Origin of the sequence: Pseudomonas sp. LAM2023, assembly GCF_016620375.1 — a bacterium.
Taxonomy (GTDB): domain Bacteria; phylum Pseudomonadota; class Gammaproteobacteria; order Pseudomonadales; family Pseudomonadaceae; genus Aquipseudomonas; species Aquipseudomonas anuradhapurensis.
The window spans coordinates 145,524-161,700 of record NZ_JAENHV010000009.1 but is presented as its reverse complement, the minus strand read 5'-3'; the positions used below and the strand labels follow the sequence as shown (position 1 = coordinate 161,700).

Here is a 16,177-nt window from a genome sequence, read left to right as displayed (position 1 = left end):
GGAGCCCACAGCATGCCCCGCCCGATCCGCTTCAATGCCTTCAGCATGAACGCCGCCAGCCACCAGTCGCCCGGCCTGTGGCGCCACCCGCGCAACACCAGTGTGAACTTCAACCGCCTGGGTTACTGGACCGACCTGGCCCGCCTGCTCGAACGCGGCCTGTTCGACGCCCTGTTCATCGCCGATGTGCTGGGCATCTACGACGTCTACCAGGGCGGCCCCGAAGCCGCCCTGCGCGGCGGCGTGCAGGTGCCGGTCAACGACCCGCTGCTGCTGGTGCCGGCCATGGCCGGGGTTACCGAACACCTGGGCTTTGGCGTCACCTTCTCGCTCACCTACGAACACCCCTACCCGTTCGCCCGGCGCATGTCCACGCTCGACCACCTGAGCAATGGCCGCGTCGGCTGGAACATCGTCACCGGCTACCTCGACAGCGCTGCAAGGAACCTGGGCCTGGCGCAGCAACTGGGCCACGACCAGCGCTACGACCTGGCCGAGGAATACCTGCAGGTGCTGTACAAGCTGTGGGAAAAAAGCTGGGACGAAGACGCGGTGCTGCTGGAGCGTGACAGCGGGCGGTATATCGAGCCATCCCGGGTGCACCCTATCAGGCATGCCGGCGAGCACTTTCAGGTACCCGGCATGCACCTGTGCCAGCCGTCGCCCCAGCGCACGCCAGTGCTGTTCCAGGCCGGCGCTTCGCCGCGCGGCCAGCAGTTCGCGGCGCGCCACGCCGAGTGCGTGTTCATCAGCGGGCCGACGCCCACGGTGCTGTGCCGCTACGCCGACGGCATTCGCCAGGCCTGCGAGGCCGCCGGGCGCGACCGTGACGCCGTGCTGATCTACGCCCAGGCCCTGGTGATTGTCGCCCCCACCCAAGAACAAGCCGAAGCACGCTTCGCCGAGTACCGCCGTCATGTGGACCTGGACGCCGCCCTGGCGCTGCTGTCGGGCTGGACCGGCATCGACTTTGCTGGCCTCGATCCCGACGCGCCGATCGAATATGTCGAGAACGATGCCGGCCGCGCAGCCCTGGCCGCCTTTACCGCGGCCGACCCGAACCGCCGCTGGACCGTGCGCGAGGCCGCCGAATTCGTCGGCCTGGGTGGCCGGGGCCCGGTGCTGGTCGGAGCTCCCAGCGAAGTCGCCGACCAGTTGGAAAGCTGGTTGGAGGAGACCGGCATCGATGGTTTCAACCTGACCTACGCCGTGCAACCGGACGACCTCGCCCAGGTGGTGGAGCTGCTGGTACCCGAGCTGCAACGGCGTGGCCGCTACCCGCTGAGCTATGCCGAGGGCAGCTTGCGGCACAAGCTGTTCGGCCACGGTGACCGTTTGCCGGAAGCGCACGCAGGTCGCCAGGTCAGCATTTAGCTGGCAAATACCGGGTATTCCAACATTTAATTTGTGGATGGAACGCTCTCGCCCCTATTCTGTCGCCACATCCCCTGCGCCGCACCGGCCGGTGCGGTTCACGGCATGGGGAGAGAACAACAAGTCGAGATCGTCCATGTCGAACCATTCCTACTTCGCCCCCCACGGTGGGCACCCGGCTCAGACCGAGCTGCTGACTGACCGTGCCATGTTCACCGAAGCCTATGCCGTCATCCCCAAGGGTGTGATGCGCGACATCGTCACCAGCCACCTGCCGTTCTGGGACAAGATGCGCATGTGGGTCATCGCCCGCCCGCTGACCGGCTTTGCCGAGACCTTCTCGCAGTACATCGTCGAAGTCGCCCCGGAAGGCGGCAGCGAGCGCCCCGAGCTGGACCCGAACGCCGAAGCGGTGGTGTTCATCGTCGAAGGCGAACTGGACATCACCGTCGAAGGCAAGCACCACACCCTGGTACCGGGCGGCTACGCCTTCCTGGCACCCGGCGCCGAGTGGAGCCTGCGCAACAACAGCAAGGCCAACGTCACCTTCCACTGGCTGCGCAAGCATTACCAGAAAGTCGAAGGCCTGGACGTTCCGGAATCCTTCGTGACCCACCGTGACAACGCCACCGTCATCGAAATGCCAGGCACCGAAGGCCGCTGGGTCACCACCCGCTTCGTCGACATGGCCGACATGCGCCATGACATGCATGTGAACATCGTCACATTCCAGCCGGGCGGTGTGATTCCGTTTGCTGAAACCCACGTGATGGAGCACGGCCTGTACGTGCTCGAAGGAAAGGCGGTGTACCGCCTGAACCAGGACTGGGTCGAAGTGGAAGCCGGCGACTTCATGTGGCTGCGCGCCTTCTGCCCGCAAGCCTGTTACGCCGGTGGCCCAGGCAAGTTCAGCTACCTGCTGTACAAGGACGTGAACCGCCACGTGCACCTGACCTTGAACCCCAAGCGCTAAGCCCTGGCTGATGCCCACAAGCCCGCCAATCTGGCGGGCTTTCTTTTGGCCGCGCATACTGGAGCCTCGTCCCCGCGCGGTACTTGTCATGAACCGCTGCCTGCTGCTTGCCGCCCTGCTGCTCTGGTCCCGCGCCCCGGCCGCCGATGACTGGAACCTGGCCTATGATCGCGAAGGCATTCGCGTGTACCTGAGTGGTGTCGCCGGTTCGCCGTACCAGCAATTTCGCGGTGTCAGCACCATGAAAGCCAGCCTGCGCACGCTCACCGACCTGCAGGAGAACCTGCGGGTCGCCTGCAAATGGCTGTATGCCTGTGCCCAGATGCGCCTGCTGGAGGTAAACGGTGCCGATACCTGGGTCTACCTGACCACTAACCTGCCGTGGCCGACGATGCCACGGGACATCGTGCTGAAGGTGACCACCGAGCGGCTCGACGATGGCACCCTGGTACGACACCTGAGCGCCGAGCCGGGCCGCTTGCCGGAAGCGCCCGGGCTGATCCGCGTGCAGCACCTGTCCGGCGAATGGATCATGAGACCGCTCGGCAAGCGGGAAACCGAGGTGATCTACCAGCTGCAAGCCGACCCTGCAGGGGATGTGCCGGCTTGGCTGGCCAATCGGTTCGTGGTCGATGCGCCGGTGGTCACCCTCAGAACCCTGAGGGCCGTAGCCGAGCGTCAGCCTTGAGGCTTCAGTCAAACTCGAAGGACGGGTTGCAATGGCCGGTTTCAGTCAGGTAGGTACCTTCAGGGCAGGGTGTGCTTGGCACGCCAATGCTCCGGACGCTCCGACGACGGGCTTCAGGCTGTTCGGTACACGCTGCAGTCGTTTCGCTGATGGCAGTATCCGCATCTTCACGCTCGTTGCCGTGAGCTACTTGAACCAGGCCTGCGGCGGCCAGTGCGATCTTTTTCACAGGGTCTCCGGAATGAGATCAAAGGGGTTGCGCAGCAGATCCTATGTTTTGCCAAGCCTGGATGACTTTAGCCAGATTCCCCGCGAATCATTCAGAAACCCGCTCCTGCCTTGCGGGAAGGATCGAGGCAGCAGTCATCGCTCCAAGGCAATCGACGCGTCACCGAACCCGCTACCGCAGTTGCAGCGCTCAGATGCCGCCACCCGCCAACAATTGCGTCATCACTTCGGCCAGGGCCTTGACCATGACATCCGCGGTCGGCCGGTGGACGATGACGATTTCGTAGCTGTCGACCTCCGGCAGTCCCTGGCCTGCCCCCAGCACCCGGTGCTCGCCGGTCGCCGCCCGCGGTGGCAGCAGGCTGATGCCCATGCCGTCGGCCACCGCAGCCTGGATACCACTGAGGCTCGAGCTGGTGAAGCTGATGCGCCAGCGGCGGCCGATGCCCTCGATGGCGTTGATCATATCGTCGCGGTACAGGCCCCGTGGCGGGAAGGTCACCAGCGGGATCGGGTCCAGCTCGAAGGCCGGCGTGCGCGCGCTGTCGATCCATTGCAGGCGCTCCGGCCAGCAAGCCACGCCCTCGCGGGCGTTGCGCCGCTGCTTGAGCAGCACCAGGTCGAGTTCACCGTTGTCGTAGGCCTGGCTGAGGTCGCGGCACAGGCCGCTGGTCACTTCCAGCTTTACCTGCGGGTTGCGCCTGCTGAATGCCGACAGCGCATTGGTGGTGCGCCCGCCGACGAAGTCCTCGGGCACCCCCAGGCGTACGGTCACCCCGACCATCGCCCCGGCCAGGGCTTCGAGCATCTGGTCGTTCAGGGCCAGCATGTGCCGGGCATAGCCGAGCAAGGTCTGCCCGGCGTCGGTCGGCAACACATCACGATTGCCACGCACCAGCAGGCGATGCCCGACCATGTCCTCAAGGCGCCGCACTTTCTGGCTGATGGTCGATTGGGTCGAGTGCAGGCGGGCCGCAGCCGTGGTGAAACTGCCACAATCGGCCACCACCACGATTGCACGCAGCAGGTCGAGGTCGAACAGGGCCCTATTCGATTTCACGCCAGTAGACATCCCGGTATTCAACTTCTGAATGGCAAGGCTGTTTTCTATCACGCCCCTCCCTATGCCGCAACGCGCACCGCTAGTCACCCAGTGCCACGCCCTCACGCCGTGGATCGGCACCGCCCGACCAGCCCTCGCCGCTGCGCTGGATGATCTGCATGCCACTGGTCATGGTCATCGGCGTTACCGCATGGCCCCAGGTTGCCAACTGGCGGATCAGCGCCGGGCTGGCCAGCCCCGCCTCCACTTCGGTGTCGGCATTGCGGCTGCCGAAGTTTGGCAGGCTAGCGGCCTGCTGCGGATCAAGCTGCCAATCCAGCAGGCCGATCAGCGCCTTGTTGACGTAACCGATGATCTGCGAGCCGCCGGGCGAGCCGAGGCTGGCCACCAGTTCGCCGGAGGCCCGCGAGAACACCAGGGTCGGCGCCATGGACGACAGCGGCCGCTTGCCCGGCTGTACCCGATTGGCCACAGGCTTGCCCTGCTCCTGTGCAATGAACGAGAAGTCGGTCAGGTGATTGTTGAGCAGAAAGCCCTTGACCATCAGGTGCGCACCGAACGCCGCTTCCACGGAAGTGGTCATGGCCAGCGCCTGGCCGTGGTCATCCACCGCGCTGAGGTGCGAGGTGGAAATGCGCAGTGGCGAGCGGTCGGGGGCCATGGCCAGGTCGGCGCCCTGCGGCTGGCCAGGGCGGGCGCGCTTCATGCTGTATTCGCCGACCTGTGCGGCGCGGGCGGCCAGGTAGGCGGGGTCGGTCAACGCCTTGACCGGGACCGGCACATAATCGCTGTCGGCCAGGTACTGGGCACGGTCGGCATAGGCCAGGCGCTCGGCCTCGGCAACCAGGTGCACGGCCAACGGCGGCGCCTCCAGCCCGGCTGCGGATGAGCTGGGCAACGGCCGCATGGCGGCAAGGTCGCGTGACGGCGAAGCCCGCTGCAGCGCTTCGAGAATGCCCAGGGTCTGCAGCACCGCTACCCCACCCGACGAAGGCGGCGGCATGCCGCAGATGCGCCAGGCCTTGTAGGGGCCGCAGACCGGCTCGCGCACCTTGGCCTGGTACTGCTGCAGGTCCTGCAACGACAGGTAGCCGCGGTTGGCATGGCTGCGCACCCTGGCCACCATGGCTTCGGCGATTGCGCCGGTGTAGAACGCCTCGGCGCCATGCGCGGCAATCTGCTCGAAGGTGTCCGCCAGTTCGGGGTTGCGCAAGGTCGTGCCGACCGCCAGCGGCTTGCCATGCTCATCCAGGAAATAGCGGGCCATGGCCGCTGACTGAGCAATGAACGGGTCGCTCGCCACCAGGGCATGAAGGCGTTCGGAAACCGGGAAACCGTTGCGCGCCAACCTGATCGCCGGGGTGAACAACTCACGCCAGGGCAGCTTGCCGTGTTGCGCATGGGCCAGTTGCAACGCCCGCAGGACCCCTGGCACCCCCACCGAACGCCCGCCGATCTGCGCAGCCCTGAAAGGCATCGGTGAGCCGTCGGCTTGCAGGAACAGATTTTCCGACACCGCCGCCGGGGCGGCCTCGCGGCCATCGTAGGCCTGCACGCGGTGGCCGTCCCAGTACAAGATGAACGCCCCGCCACCAATGCCACTGGATTGCGGCTCGACCAGGGTCAGCACCATCTGCATGGCGATGGCCGCGTCGATGGCGCTACCACCGGCACGCAGCATTGCTCGCCCCGCCTCGCTGGCCAGCGGGTTGGCGGCTGCGACCATGTGCCGGCTGGCGTGCACCGGCTGCAGGCCCGTTCGGTAGCCAGAGGCCAGTTCCGGTGGTGCGGGCAACACCGTGTCGGCACAGGCCCAACCACTGGCAACCAGCAGCCACAGGGCGCCCGTCAGGGGCGTGAAGAATGTCATCGTTTGCTTCCTGCGATTACCTGTTCAGCGAGGCACTGTCGGTCATCCGCGGACCGGTCTGCAAGTGCTGGTGGTTTTTCCAGCCTGCCGGCAGCCAGGCACGGGCCTCAGGCCACTTCCTCGAACGGCAGGCCCACATAGTTCTCGGCAATGTTCATCAACCCCGCCGGCGAACTCAGGAAGTACTCGCGGTCGGCCTCTTGCATCTTCTGGTCCCAGGCGTCCTTGTGGCTGCCGAAATCATGCAGCAGCTGGGTCATGAACCAGCTGAAGCGTTCGCCCTTCCACACGCGGCGCAGGGCCAGCGGCGAATATTGCTGCAGCAAGTCGGTACGCCCCTCGCGATACACCTTGAGCAGGATGCGGTACAGGTAGTTGACGTCCGAGGCCGCCAGGTTCAGGCCCTTGGCCCCGGTCGGCGGGACGATGTGCGCGGCGTCGCCGACCAGGAACAGACGACCGTACTGCATCGGCTCGACCACCAGGCTGCGCAGCGGCGCGATGCTCTTCTCCAGGGCCGGACCAGTCACCAGGCGCGCCGCCACGTCTTCGGGCAGGCGCGCTTTGAGCTCATTCCAGAAGCGCTCGTCGGACCAGGCTTCCACCTGCTCGCCCAGCGGCACTTGCAGGTAATAGCGGCTGCGGGTCTGCGAGCGCTGGCTGCACAGGACGAAACCGCGCGCGTGGTGCGCGTAGATCAGCTCGTGATTGACCGGCGGGGTATCGGCCAGCAGGCCCAGCCAGCCAAACGGGTAGACCCGCTCGTACTGCTTCAGCACACCGTCAGGGATGCTTTGCCGCGAGACGCCGTGGAAACCGTCACAGCCAGCGATGTAGTCGCAGTTCACGCGGTGCACCTGGCCATCCTTCTCGTACGTCAGGTACGGCCGCTCTCCCTGGAGTTCATGCGGCTGGACGTTGGCCGCCGAGTAGATGATCGGCGCGCCACTGGCCTGGCGTGCCTGCATCAGGTCTCGGGTGACTTCGGTCTGGCCGTACACCATCACCGTCTTGCCGCCGGTCAGGGCCTTGAGGTCCAGGCGCTGGCGGCGCCCACCGACCAGCAGCTCGACGCCTTCATGGACCAGGCCTTCGCGGTCCATGCGCTCGGCCACACCGGCTTCACGCAGCAGGTCGACCGTGCTTTGCTCCAGCACCCCGGCACGGATGCGGCCAAGCACGTATTCGGGCGTCTGGCGTTCGACGATGACGGTATCGATACCGGCCTTGTGCAGCAGTTGGCCCAGCAGCAGGCCAGACGGACCTGCACCAATAATTGCGACCTGAGTTTTCATTGTTGTTATCTCTGTGCGGACGATGCCGGCCCTGGACTGGCAGCGGGGCAGCATCTGCTGTTAGGGTTTGCCCTTGCATTTTTACTGGCAAAAACAGCCATTGAAGTGTGCTATTCCATGCATAACCTGCACTTTTACAAAAAACGTTCGATTAACGGACAGGCGTGCACACATGAAATCCACCCTCCCCGGCGTCCCCTTGTTCAAGTTGTACGGTGAAAACCAGGCCTGGCCCGGCACCGACCTGCTGCACTGCGAGTCGATCCCGGCGCGTAGCCGTTTGCATCACTGGGAAATCAAACCGCACCAGCACGCGGAGCTGTTCCAGCTGCTGTACGTGCAGCGCGGCAGGGCCGAGGTGGAAATCGAGGGGGTACGCAATACCATCGGCGAAGCGGCGATCCAGGTGGTGCCACCGCTGACCGTGCATGGCTTTCGCTTCAGTGCCGACATTCAGGGTTATGTACTGACCTTCGGTACGGCGCTGGTGGCGAACCTGGAACAGCGCCTGGAAGCACCCCTGGCCGTGCTGGCGAAAGCGGCGTGTTACCCGCTGGGCCAGGACCGTGCGCGCCTGCGCAGCCTGATCGACACCCTGCAGCAGGAATACCAGGGCAACGCGCCGGCCCGCGCGGCGCTGCTCGAGGCCCTGGTAACAGCGCTGATGGTGTGGATCAGCCGTCGCCAGCAGTCGGGGCAGACGCCGCGCAACCGGGATGAGCGTGACCGGCACTTGCTGGGGCAGTATCTGCGTTTGGTCGAGGCGCACTATCGCGAGCACCTGTCGGTGGAGGACTTTGCCGCCCGGCTGAATATTCCCAGCCTGCAACTGAACCAGCTGTGCCGCGCACTGAGTGGGCAAACGGCACTGCAGGTGGTGCACCAGCGGTTGCTGCTGGAGGCGCGGCGCAATCTGGCCTACACACGGATGAGTATCGGGCAGTTGTCGGATACCCTGGGGTTCACCGACCCGACGTACTTTGCCCGCTGGTTCAAGCGCTTGAGTGGGCAGACACCCAATGGCTATCGGCGGGCGGTGCAGCTGGGCTGATTGGCTATCGCCGGTACAGGCGATAAACATACCCACCCCTGCTTGACGTTTACGTCAACCTGCGGTCAGGATAGCCGCATACACCACGCCGAGCCCCAGCATGAGCACCCACACCTACAGCATTTCCGACCTGTCCCGCGAGCTGGACATCACCACCCGCGCCATCCGCTTCTATGAAGAACAGGGCCTGCTGAGCCCTGAACGCCGCGGCTTGGAACGTATCTATTCGGCGCGCGACAAGGTCAGCCTGAAGCTCATCCTGCGCGGCAAGCGCATCGGCTTTTCCCTGGCCGAATGCCGTGAGCTGATCGAGCTGTACGACCCGTCCAGCGGCAACCTCAAGCAGCTCAACAGCATGCTGGCGAAAATCGCCGAGCGCCGCGCCCAGCTGGAACAGCAGATGCTCGACATCCACCAGATGCAACTGGAACTGGATACCGCCCAGGAGCGCTGCGAGCAGGCCCTGGCCGCCACCCTGAACAACAAAGACAACCGCTGAAAGCCACAGGAAACCCGCCATGTCCTTGCCCAAACACGTTCGCCTGGTCGAAGTCGGCCCTCGCGACGGCCTGCAGAACGAAGCCCAGCCCATCAGCGTCGCCGACAAGGTACGCCTGGTGGATGACCTTACCGAGGCGGGCCTGGCCTACATCGAAGTGGGCAGTTTCGTCTCGCCCAAATGGGTGCCGCAGATGGCCGGTTCCGCAGAAGTGTTCGCCGGCATCCAGCAACGCCCGGGTGTCACCTATGCCGCGCTGGCGCCCAACCTGCGCGGTTTCGAAGATGCCCTGGCTGCCGGGGTAAAGGAAGTGGCGGTATTCGCCGCGGCTTCGGAAGCCTTCTCGCAGCGCAACATCAATTGCTCGATCAGCGACAGCCTCAAGCGCTTCGAGCCGATCATGGAAGCCGCCCGTCACCACGGCGTGCGTGTGCGGGGCTATGTTTCTTGCGTACTTGGCTGCCCCTATGAAGGCAAGGTCGATGCCGGCCAGGTCGCGCCGGTGGCTCGCGCCCTGTACGACATGGGCTGCTACGAGGTCTCGCTGGGCGATACCATCGGCACCGGCACCGCAGGTGATACCCGACGCCTGTTCGACACAGTGTCGGCACAAGTACCGCGCGAGCGGCTGGCCGGGCACTTCCACGACACCTACGGCCAGGCCTTGGCCAATGTGTATGCCAGCCTGCTCGAAGGCATCAGCGTGTTCGACAGCTCGGTCGCCGGGCTGGGCGGTTGCCCTTACGCCAAGGGCGCGACTGGCAATGTCGCCAGCGAAGATGTGGTGTACCTGCTGCAGGGGCTGGGCATCGAAACCGGCATCGACCTGCAGCGGCTGATCGCTGCCGGCCAGCGCATCAGCGCTGTGCTGGGCCGCGACAACGGGTCGCGGGTCGCACGCGCATGCAGCGCACGATAGTCATACGGGTGTCACATCGATGTGGGTGAAGTGTTACCGCCGCCACGTTTCACAGCAAAAAATCGGGTAACAGGGAAACAAATCGGCAAAATCTCAGGCCAGGCGATTCCGATGAAAATCACTAGGTGCTTGTTTTTAAAGGAATTTAAAAAGTTGGCACGCAGCCTGCTATATCTCTGGCACAACAACAAAAAAAACGTGACACCCAATAAAAACAACAGGTAACGGCTCTGACATAACAAGAACAACACGGCAGAGGCGTAGCAAGCAGATTTTTTTGGAGTCGACACGCTTTTCAGGGGTACGCCCCGCGGTCTGGCACAGAACAATAAAACTACCTCAAGGTAGCGGCAGCCAGGTTCGGATCAGCGATGATGAAAGCAGGTCAGCGCTCAAAAAAATACGTTTGCTCTTGACCCCGAATGGGGGTCGCCCGCAACACCCGGACAGGCTGACAAAAACAACAACAGGCCGGTCCCAATAATAAAAAAAGAGCAGGCAACAACGCTTTGAGGGGAGCTTCGGCTCCCCTCAGTGCTTCCTGCCCTCTTCCTCTTCCTGCTTTTTCTCATCCTGTCCTTCAAGCTTCTCTACCAGCAACGGCATCGTGCCCAGCACCAGCAGGGCCAGCACCGTGCTGATCAGCGCCGTGGCTTCGCGGCCCATGCCGGCGGCCGTACCGATGGCGGCAGTCATCCATAACCCGGCGGCCGTCGTCAGGCCTTTGACATGGCTGGGGTCCTGGCCGTTACCTTTCAAGATGGTACCTGCACCGAGAAAGCCGATACCGGCGACGATACCCTGGATCACCCTGCTCAAGGCATCTTCCTCGGCACCGGCCATGCTCGGCGCCAGCACGAACAGTGCCGCTCCCAGCGACACCAGCATATGCGTGCGCACGCCAGCCGACTTGCCCTTGTGTTCACGCTCGAAGCCCAGCACCGCACCGAGCAAGGCGGCCATCAGCAGGCGCACGAGTATCTGCGTGACTTCCCGGGCGTCGGTGATATCGGCGAATTCGGCCTGGATTGCTTGCCAGATGAGGTCCATCGCGGTCGTTCCCATGCCTGAACTTGGTGTTACCAGGCCCACGGGTTCACCTGCGAAGAGGCCGGGCCTGGCATCTGCAACGATTGACCAGCATAGCCAGGGCAAAGTGCCGCTGAACCTGCCGATGCAGCAACCGGCCCGATTCCGTGGTCCACCCCTTAACCGCTGATGGAGGACCACCCCATGCCCGTTGAAATCGACCCAACCACCCGCCGCTGCACCCTCATCGGCGCGGATCTGCGCATCGAAGGCGAAGGCCCGGCCATCGAGATCATCACCGATGAACAGCTGCGCATGTCGGTAGCCCTGCTCGCCGGCCAGCGCGTGCCGATCACCGAGGCTGAGGCCGATGCGCTGACCGTAGCCGGTGCGGTGGATAGCCGCAGGCATCTGAAGTCCAGCGCGCCAGGCTCGGTAATCTAGGGCCTGGCGAGGCAAGCCGGGCAATCTGATCCGGTTTTTATCGTAAAATCTGAGCCTGTGCTGATAACAGGCTCAGGGCCATAGTGTTCACGCCTGATCGAGGCCTGATGAGCACCGAGCCATGACCGATAGAATCCTTTGCACAGAGATCGCCACTGCCCCAGCCAGCGCCCAGCCACGACATACCGACACCGGCATCCATACCCGCAGCTTCTCCGGGCGGTACCGCAACCTGCGCATCGGCTTCGCCGGCGCCCTGTTCCTGCTGTTCTTCGGCACTGCCTGGCTGGACTGGGACGGTCGCCAGGCCGTGCTCTGGGACCTGGGCAACAGCAAGTTCCACATCTTTGCCGCCACCTTCTGGCCGCAGGACTTCATCCTGTTGTCGGCGCTGCTGATCATCTGTGCCTTCGGCCTGTTCGCCATCACGGTGTACGCTGGCCGCGTGTGGTGCGGCTACAGCTGCCCGCAAAGCACCTGGACCTGGTTGTTCATGTGGTGCGAAAAGGTCACCGAGGGTGACCGCAACCAGCGCATCAAGCTGGCCGCCGCCCCCTGGAGCCTGAACAAACTGGGCCGCCGCGCGCTGAAGCACAGCCTGTGGTTGGCCATCGGCCTGCTCACCGGCCTGACCTTCGTCGGCTATTTCACCCCGATCCGCCCACTGGCCGCAGAGCTGTTCACCTTGCAACTGGGCGGTGTGGCGCTGTTCTGGGTACTGTTCTTCACCGCCGCCACCTACCTCAACGCCGGCCTGCTGCGCGAAGCGGTGTGCCTGCACATGTGCCCCTATGCCCGCTTCCAGAGCGTGATGTTCGACAAGGACACCCTGGCGGTCGCCTATGACCCGCGGCGTGGCGAGGCCCGTGGCGCGCGCAAGAAAGGCAGCGATGCCCGCGCGCAGGGCCTGGGTGATTGCATCGATTGCACCTTGTGCGTGCAGGTATGCCCCACCGGCATCGATATCCGTGACGGTTTGCAGATGGCTTGCATCGGTTGTGCCGCCTGCATCGACGCCTGTGACGCAGTCATGGACAAGATGGGCTACGCCCGTGGCCTGATCGGCTACAAGTCCGAACACAGCCTGCAAGGTGGCACCACCCATTGGTGGCGCCCGCGCCTGCTGGGCTATGCCGCCGCCCTGGGGGTGATGATTGCGGCACTGGTGCTGGCCTTGCACCTGCGGCCAATGGTATCGCTGGACGTGATCAAGGACCGCAGCCTGTTCCGCGAGAATGCCCTCGGCCAGATTGAGAACATCTATCTGCTCAAGGTCATCAACAAGACCGCCCGCCCGCAGCACTACGCGTTGCGCCTGCTGGATGCCGATGGCTTGCGCTTGCAGGGCAAGACCGCATTCACCCTCGCGGCCGGCGAAATGAGCGAACTGCCAGTGTCGGTGGCGCTGTTGACCGAGCGCCCGGCCAGCAGCTCGCAGACGCTGAGCTTCGAAATCAGCGAGCGCGACGATCCGGCCATCCGCAGTGTGGCCCACAGCCGCTTCGTCGCACCGCTGAACCGTTGATCCCTTACACTGACCCCACCTTGCCTGCCAGGCTTCGACAGAAGGCCAGAATGAAACGCTACGAACGCTTTGCCGATGACATTGCCGAACTGATTCGCTCCGGGGTGCTGGGCCCCGGCCAGCGCGTGCCCTCGGTGCGCTATGCCAGCCAGACCCACGGGGTCAGCCCGTCCACCGTGTTCCAGGCCTACTACCTGCTGGAGCGGCGCGGCCTGATCCGCGCGCGGCCGCGTTCAGGTTACTTCGTCAACGCCTACGCCCCACGCCAGTTCAGCGAGCCGCAGGGCTTGCAGCCGGTCAGCGAGTCCACCACCGTCGACGTCAGCGCGCTGGTGTTCTCGATCCTCGACTCGATCAAGGACCCCAACACCGTGCCGTTCGGTTCGGCCTTCCCCAGCCCAGAGCTGTTCCCGCTGCAGCGTCTGTCGCGTTCGCTGGCCAGCGCCGGCCGCAGCATGGACCCGCGCATGGTGGTCACCGACCTGTCGCCGGGCAACCCGCAGTTGCGCCGGCAGATTGCCTTGCGCTACATGGTCGGCGGGCTGATGTTGCCGATGGAGGAACTGCTGATCACCAACGGCGCGCTGGAAGCATTGAACCTGTGCCTGCAAGCGGTCACCCAGCCTGGCGACCTGGTGGCCATCGAGGCACCGGCGTTCTACGCCTGCCTGCAGGTGCTGGAGCGGCTCAAGCTCAAGGCGGTAGAAATACCCGTGCATCCGCGCGAAGGCATCGACCTTGGCGTGCTTGCGCAAACCCTGGAAAAACACCCGGTCAAAGCCGTATGGTGCATGACCAATTTCCAGAACCCAGTGGGCGCCAGCATGCCGGAAGCGAAAAAGCAGGCGCTGGTGGCGCTGCTGACCCGGCATCAGGTGCCCTTGATCGAAGACGATGTGTATGCCGAGCTGTACTACGCCCAGCAGGCCCCCAAACCGGCCAAGGCTTTCGATACCCAGGGCCTGGTGATGCATTGTGGTTCGTTCGCCAAGAGCCTGGCACCGGGCTACCGTATCGGTTGGGTCGCCGCCGGGCGCTTCGCGCAAAAAATCGAGCGCCTGAAGCTGATGACCTCGCTGTGTGCATCGATGCCGGCCCAGGCAGCCATTGCCGACTACCTGCAGCACGGCGGCTACGACCGCCACCTGCGCAAGCTGCGCTACGCCCTGGAAGGCCAGCAGGCCAACATGCTGGCGGCCATCGCGCGGCATTTCCCGGCGCAGACGCGGGTCAGCCAGCCCTCCGGCGGTTACTTCCTGTGGCTGGAGCTGCCCGAACGGATGGATGCGCTGAAGCTGTTTCACATGGCCCTGGCCCAAGGCATCAGCATCGCTCCAGGGCCGATCTTCTCGCCCACCCGGCGTTTCGGCAACTGCATCCGCCTGAACTACGGCAGCCCCTGGCATGACGACGCCGAGCGGGCCATGGAGACCCTGGGGCGGATCATTCGCTCGTTCTGATGGTTGATGGCCCGGCAGGCGACCATAGTTGCCCGATCCGTACACCGGGACTTCGTCATGCAACCAGATTCGCTCACGTCGTTGGCGCAACTGCAGGCGCGTGTCGCCGAGCTGGAAGCACGCCTGGCCGAGCGCGACGACGGCGCCCTGGCCCACAACCGCTTGCTGGGCGAACTGCTCGATAACAGCCGAGCCAACGTGTTCGCCGCCGACCGCAAGTTGCGCCTGGTGGCGATCAACCGGACGGCCCGGGAAACCTTCGAGCGTTATCGTGGCTTTGTGCCGCAGATTGGCGACTACGTGCCGCAGTTTCTGCTTAACCAACCCGACCTCATGGGCCGCCTGGCACCGGTGTGGCCACGCGTGCTGGCCGGTGAAGCGTTCATCGATACCATTACCCTCGGGCCGCCTGACGCCCCGCGCCATTACGAAATCCGCTACCACCCGTGGCGCGACGCTGAGCAGCGGATCCAGGGTGGCTACATGTTCGCTTATGACATCACCGAGCGCATGGCCAATCAGCAGCGCCTGCGCCAGGCTGAGGAAGCACTGCGCCAGGCGCAGAAAATGGAAGCCGTCGGCCAGTTGACCGGGGGCATCGCACACGACTTCAACAATCTGCTGGGCAGCTTGCTGGGCTCGCTGGAACTCGCCGGGCAACGCCTGGGCCAGCAGCGCCTCGCTGACACCGCGCGCATGCTCGAACTCAGCCGCAACAACGTCTTGCGCGCCACCGCCCTGGTGCAGCACCTGCTGGCTTTTTCACGCCAGCAGGCCCTCGTGCCGCAAGCCGTCGATGTGCACCAGCTGGTTGCCGACATGCACGACCTGATCCGCAGCTCGACCGGCCCGCACATCGCGTTCCAGGACCAGACGCTGGCCGGACAATGGCCGATCCGTATCGACCCGCAGCAGCTGGAAAGCGTCTTGCTCAACCTGTGTATCAACGCCCGTGACGCCATGCCAAGCGGCGGTAACCTGCGCATCAGCTGTGCAAGCGTCAATCTCGCAGCGGCCGAGGCCAAGCGCCTGGACCTGCCACCAGGCCACTACCTGCACATTGCTGTCGATGACAACGGCCTGGGCATGCCCAGTTCGGTACTGCAGCGCGCCGTCGAACCGTTCTTCACCACCAAGCCACTGGGCCAGGGCACCGGCCTGGGCTTGTCGATGGCCTATGGCTTTGCTCGCCAGTCCGGTGGGCAGTTGCTGATCGACAGCATCGCCGGGCGGGGCACCTGCGTTCATCTGTACTTTCCCCGGCACCAACACCCGGGTGTTGCTGATAGCCCGCTGGCTGGCGCAGCCCATGGCGAACCCGCAGGTCCACGCGGGCAGCGCATCATGCTGGTAGAGGACCAGCCGGCGCTGCGCCTGGTGCTGGTAGAAGTGCTGACCGAGCTGGGCCATGAGGTGCAGGCCCTGGAAGATGGCCGCCAGGCCGTCGAGGCGCTGCGCCAGCCCCCACCGCCGGACTTGCTGGTCGCGGATATCGGCCTGCCCGGAGGAACCGACGGCTACCAGCTGGCAGAGATTTATCAGAAACTTGTGAAAGACGCCCCGGTATTGCTGATTACCGGTTACGAAATGACCGATGCGCTACCCGAGGCCGGGCTTGGCCAGCGCACCGCCCTGTTGGCCAAGCCGTTCACGCTGCAGACCCTTGGCGAACGGCTTGGCCAGCTTCTGGGCACCCACGCGCAGCCGCGCTGAACGCTATTCGGCGGCAGGTTAACACGCTAAAGTCAGGGCGTTACCT

Annotated in this window: 14 protein-coding genes; 10 read left to right on the top strand and 4 right to left on the bottom strand. The window is 64.5% G+C overall.

The window, feature by feature from the left end:
- Positions 1–12: 12 nt before the first annotated feature.
- The 3 genes from JKP78_RS00830 (at position 13) to JKP78_RS00820 (ending at position 3,035) form a co-directional block, all read left to right on the top strand.
- Positions 13–1,374: an LLM class flavin-dependent oxidoreductase gene (locus JKP78_RS00830; RefSeq protein WP_186685694.1), complete on the top strand. Its 1,362-nt coding sequence runs from the start codon at positions 13–15 to the stop codon at positions 1,372–1,374.
- A 136-nt stretch (positions 1,375–1,510) separates the two neighbouring features.
- On the top strand, positions 1,511–2,347 hold the full coding sequence (locus JKP78_RS00825) for a bifunctional allantoicase/(S)-ureidoglycine aminohydrolase (protein WP_170030190.1): 837 nt from the start codon (positions 1,511–1,513) through the stop codon (positions 2,345–2,347).
- Positions 2,348–2,435: 88 nt separating this feature from the next.
- Positions 2,436–3,035: an START domain-containing protein gene (locus tag JKP78_RS00820; RefSeq protein WP_186685692.1), complete on the top strand. Its 600-nt coding sequence runs from the start codon at positions 2,436–2,438 to the stop codon at positions 3,033–3,035.
- A 418-nt stretch (positions 3,036–3,453) separates the two neighbouring features.
- Here JKP78_RS00820 and JKP78_RS00815 read toward each other — a convergent pair whose 3' ends face one another.
- The 3 genes from JKP78_RS00815 to pobA form a co-directional block, all read right to left on the bottom strand.
- Entirely contained in the window at positions 3,454–4,335 is an 882-nt protein-coding gene (locus JKP78_RS00815; RefSeq protein WP_170030193.1) for a LysR substrate-binding domain-containing protein, read from the bottom strand.
- A 70-nt stretch (positions 4,336–4,405) separates the two neighbouring features.
- A complete protein-coding gene (gene ggt / locus JKP78_RS00810; RefSeq protein ID WP_186685691.1) occupies positions 4,406–6,196 on the bottom strand; it encodes a gamma-glutamyltransferase in 1,791 nt (596 codons plus the stop codon).
- Positions 6,197–6,303: 107 nt separating this feature from the next.
- Positions 6,304–7,491: a 4-hydroxybenzoate 3-monooxygenase gene (gene pobA / locus JKP78_RS00805; RefSeq protein ID WP_200625849.1), complete on the bottom strand. Its 1,188-nt coding sequence runs from the start codon at positions 7,489–7,491 to the stop codon at positions 6,304–6,306.
- 172 nt (positions 7,492–7,663) lie between these two features.
- Here pobA and JKP78_RS00800 point away from each other — a divergent pair, with 172 nt between their 5' ends.
- The 3 genes from JKP78_RS00800 to JKP78_RS00790 all read left to right on the top strand — a co-directional run bounded on the left by JKP78_RS00800 (position 7,664) and on the right by JKP78_RS00790 (position 9,960).
- The gene (locus tag JKP78_RS00800) at positions 7,664–8,542 is read left to right on the top strand and encodes a helix-turn-helix domain-containing protein (RefSeq protein WP_186685689.1); all 879 of its coding nucleotides are present in this window, start codon (positions 7,664–7,666) and stop codon (positions 8,540–8,542) included.
- A 100-nt stretch (positions 8,543–8,642) separates the two neighbouring features.
- Positions 8,643–9,041 (top strand): MerR family transcriptional regulator, encoded by a 399-nt coding sequence (locus JKP78_RS00795; protein WP_186685688.1) that lies wholly within the window; start codon positions 8,643–8,645, stop codon positions 9,039–9,041.
- 19 nt (positions 9,042–9,060) lie between these two features.
- Positions 9,061–9,960, top strand: a complete 900-nt coding sequence (locus tag JKP78_RS00790; RefSeq protein ID WP_170030197.1) for a hydroxymethylglutaryl-CoA lyase — start codon at positions 9,061–9,063, stop codon at positions 9,958–9,960.
- A 531-nt stretch (positions 9,961–10,491) separates the two neighbouring features.
- Here JKP78_RS00790 and JKP78_RS00785 read toward each other — a convergent pair.
- Positions 10,492–11,010, bottom strand: a complete 519-nt coding sequence (locus JKP78_RS00785) for an MgtC/SapB family protein (protein WP_186685687.1) — start codon at positions 11,008–11,010, stop codon at positions 10,492–10,494.
- A gap of 183 nt (positions 11,011–11,193) precedes the next feature.
- Between JKP78_RS00785 and JKP78_RS00780 the strand changes: the two genes are divergently transcribed.
- The 4 genes from JKP78_RS00780 to JKP78_RS00765 all read left to right on the top strand — a co-directional run bounded on the left by JKP78_RS00780 (position 11,194) and on the right by JKP78_RS00765 (position 16,131).
- The gene (locus tag JKP78_RS00780; RefSeq protein WP_186685686.1) at positions 11,194–11,433 is read left to right on the top strand and encodes a DUF3203 family protein; all 240 of its coding nucleotides are present in this window, start codon (positions 11,194–11,196) and stop codon (positions 11,431–11,433) included.
- A 121-nt stretch (positions 11,434–11,554) separates the two neighbouring features.
- Positions 11,555–12,958, top strand: a complete 1,404-nt coding sequence (ccoG, locus tag JKP78_RS00775; protein WP_186685685.1) for a cytochrome c oxidase accessory protein CcoG — start codon at positions 11,555–11,557, stop codon at positions 12,956–12,958.
- 50 nt (positions 12,959–13,008) lie between these two features.
- Positions 13,009–14,418 (top strand): GntR family transcriptional regulator MpaR, encoded by a 1,410-nt coding sequence (gene mapR, locus JKP78_RS00770; RefSeq protein ID WP_186685683.1) that lies wholly within the window; start codon positions 13,009–13,011, stop codon positions 14,416–14,418.
- Positions 14,419–14,475: 57 nt separating this feature from the next.
- Positions 14,476–16,131, top strand: coding sequence for a PAS domain-containing sensor histidine kinase (locus tag JKP78_RS00765; protein WP_200625848.1), 1,656 nt, complete (start codon positions 14,476–14,478; stop codon positions 16,129–16,131).
- Positions 16,132–16,177: the final 46 nt, after the last annotated feature.

What these genes read in the sequence shown, in the direction of transcription:
- pobA (WP_200625849.1), bottom strand. Translation starts at nt 7,491, where the DNA reads ATGAAAACTCAGGTCGCAATTATTGGTGCAGGTCCGTCTGGCCTGCTG.
- JKP78_RS00800 (WP_186685689.1), top strand. Translation starts at nt 7,664, where the DNA reads ATGAAATCCACCCTCCCCGGCGTCCCCTTGTTCAAGTTGTACGGTGAA.
- JKP78_RS00780 (WP_186685686.1), top strand. Translation starts at nt 11,194, where the DNA reads ATGCCCGTTGAAATCGACCCAACCACCCGCCGCTGCACCCTCATCGGC.
- JKP78_RS00825 (WP_170030190.1), top strand. Translation starts at nt 1,511, where the DNA reads ATGTCGAACCATTCCTACTTCGCCCCCCACGGTGGGCACCCGGCTCAG.
- JKP78_RS00815 (WP_170030193.1), bottom strand. Translation starts at nt 4,335, where the DNA reads ATGTCTACTGGCGTGAAATCGAATAGGGCCCTGTTCGACCTCGACCTG.
- JKP78_RS00795 (WP_186685688.1), top strand. Translation starts at nt 8,643, where the DNA reads ATGAGCACCCACACCTACAGCATTTCCGACCTGTCCCGCGAGCTGGAC.
- JKP78_RS00820 (WP_186685692.1), top strand. Translation starts at nt 2,436, where the DNA reads ATGAACCGCTGCCTGCTGCTTGCCGCCCTGCTGCTCTGGTCCCGCGCC.
- JKP78_RS00790 (WP_170030197.1), top strand. Translation starts at nt 9,061, where the DNA reads ATGTCCTTGCCCAAACACGTTCGCCTGGTCGAAGTCGGCCCTCGCGAC.
- ggt (WP_186685691.1), bottom strand. Translation starts at nt 6,196, where the DNA reads ATGACATTCTTCACGCCCCTGACGGGCGCCCTGTGGCTGCTGGTTGCC.
- JKP78_RS00785 (WP_186685687.1), bottom strand. Translation starts at nt 11,010, where the DNA reads ATGGACCTCATCTGGCAAGCAATCCAGGCCGAATTCGCCGATATCACC.
- mapR (WP_186685683.1), top strand. Translation starts at nt 13,009, where the DNA reads ATGAAACGCTACGAACGCTTTGCCGATGACATTGCCGAACTGATTCGC.
- JKP78_RS00765 (WP_200625848.1), top strand. Translation starts at nt 14,476, where the DNA reads ATGCAACCAGATTCGCTCACGTCGTTGGCGCAACTGCAGGCGCGTGTC.
- JKP78_RS00830 (WP_186685694.1), top strand. Translation starts at nt 13, where the DNA reads ATGCCCCGCCCGATCCGCTTCAATGCCTTCAGCATGAACGCCGCCAGC.
- ccoG (WP_186685685.1), top strand. Translation starts at nt 11,555, where the DNA reads ATGACCGATAGAATCCTTTGCACAGAGATCGCCACTGCCCCAGCCAGC.